Origin of the sequence: Streptomyces sp. NPDC052036 (genome assembly GCF_040680495.1) — a bacterium.
In the GTDB taxonomy this organism is placed as follows: Bacteria; Actinomycetota; Actinomycetes; order Streptomycetales; family Streptomycetaceae; genus Streptomyces.
In genome coordinates this window covers 1-1,405 of sequence record NZ_JBFAWW010000126.1, presented here as the reverse complement: position 1 = coordinate 1,405, position 1,405 = coordinate 1, and the positions used below count along the sequence as shown (strand labels likewise).

Below are 1,405 nucleotides of genomic sequence, written 5' to 3'. Positions count from 1 at the left end.
ACCACCCGGGCGATCCGCGACGAGCCCCGACGAGCACTCCCCATCCTGGGCATCACCAACGATCCGGACACCTACGGAACTTGATCAAGCCCTGGGTCCGATCGGGTTCATATGAGGCGCCGGCTCGGACCGGCTGTGCCGTGTGCGGGCCCGCCGTGCTCGCTCGAACCTGTGTGTATCAGCTCGCTGCGACCACTCGTTCAGCGAGCCACCGTGGCGGTGGATTGGGTGGAACGCGGACGCGGCACGCTGACCGGCAGCCCCAGGTCGAGCCTCTTGTCCGGGTTGAGGTTCGACCAGAACAGCGCGGTCAGGCCGCGTCGGTCCTCGTCGCTCAGCTTTTTCTGGCCGGCCTCGGCCTCAAGTGGGCGGCACAGACACCGGCATAGCCCAGGTCGGCATGCTCTGGTAAACGAGGGGCTGGCACCCGGCGCACCACGAGGTGCCAGCCCCTTCCTCCCGCGCGCAACCCTCACCCCCACGGCAAAGGCGCGCGGAAGCATGCAAGCGGCCGCCCCCGGCAGGGGAGCTGAAAGGCGGCCGCCCACAAACCCCTACCGCCCCGCACACGACGGCAGGGGGACCACACCACACGCCCGCTCCACACACACCACGTTCTACGCGCAACAAACGGGCGTAAACGGGCCGCCGGCGACCGCGTGGTGGGCTCCGGACCAGAGCCGAGGAGAACTTGGCCCGGAGCACCACAAACGCCGACCCGAGGAGGAGACGAGGCCCGAGCCGGCCGCTTCATCCGCCCGCCCACAGCAGAGCGCTAACTCCCCAGGGCCGAACAACCCCGCCGCGGCCGGACGCATCCGACTCTTTCAGCACCAGCACCCACCCGCAAGATCACCCCAGCAAAACTGCCCCGGCGGACATTTTCGAATGCCCCTTCTGCCCACGTCGTGCAGTGCGAAGTAGACCGGGCCGGCCGAGGAATCCCGGCGGATCTGCCGGGTGCGGATCAGGTGGATGACGGCCTCGCGGACTGCGTCGTACACCGCGGTGTCGATGCTGTGCTGCGGTGCGGTGAGCGCGTCGGCCTTCACCGTCCACCGCGGGCCTTGGAGCTCGACGGCGATGAACACGGCCCGCTGCTGCCTGGCCTGCCTGTACGCGGCGTTGAAAGCGTCCATACCGGTTGCGTCCGGAACCCAGGCAGCGGGGCAGGGGATCGGCATCGGCTCCATGACGACCATCCTTCAGGGGAGCAGGCCGGGACACCGGCCCATTCCCCCTGCATGCCTACAAGACTGGCCCCGACTCCACCGAGCCGGGGCCAGAACCCGAGATTTTCAGCAGTCACTCTAGTAGGACTCCGTTAGGTCTGCTTCGATCTTGGGGTCCTGCTTGGCAGGGGTTGGTGGCAGGTGGTGCAGGTGCCGGTCCAGCAGTTCAGCAG

The 1,405-nt window shown here is 68.1% G+C and carries 1 protein-coding gene; it reads right to left on the bottom strand.

Annotated features, from left to right (window positions below):
- Window positions 1-827: 827 nt before the first annotated feature.
- On the bottom strand, window positions 828-1,193 hold the full coding sequence (locus AB0L95_RS42170; RefSeq protein WP_365171979.1) for a hypothetical protein: 366 nt from the start codon (window positions 1,191-1,193) through the stop codon (window positions 828-830).
- Window positions 1,194-1,405 lie beyond the last annotated feature (212 nt).

Bases quoted from the DNA above. Each gene is read 5' to 3' on its own strand.
- AB0L95_RS42170 (WP_365171979.1), bottom strand. From the start codon at position 1,193: ATGGAGCCGATGCCGATCCCCTGCCCCGCTGCCTGGGTTCCGGACGCA.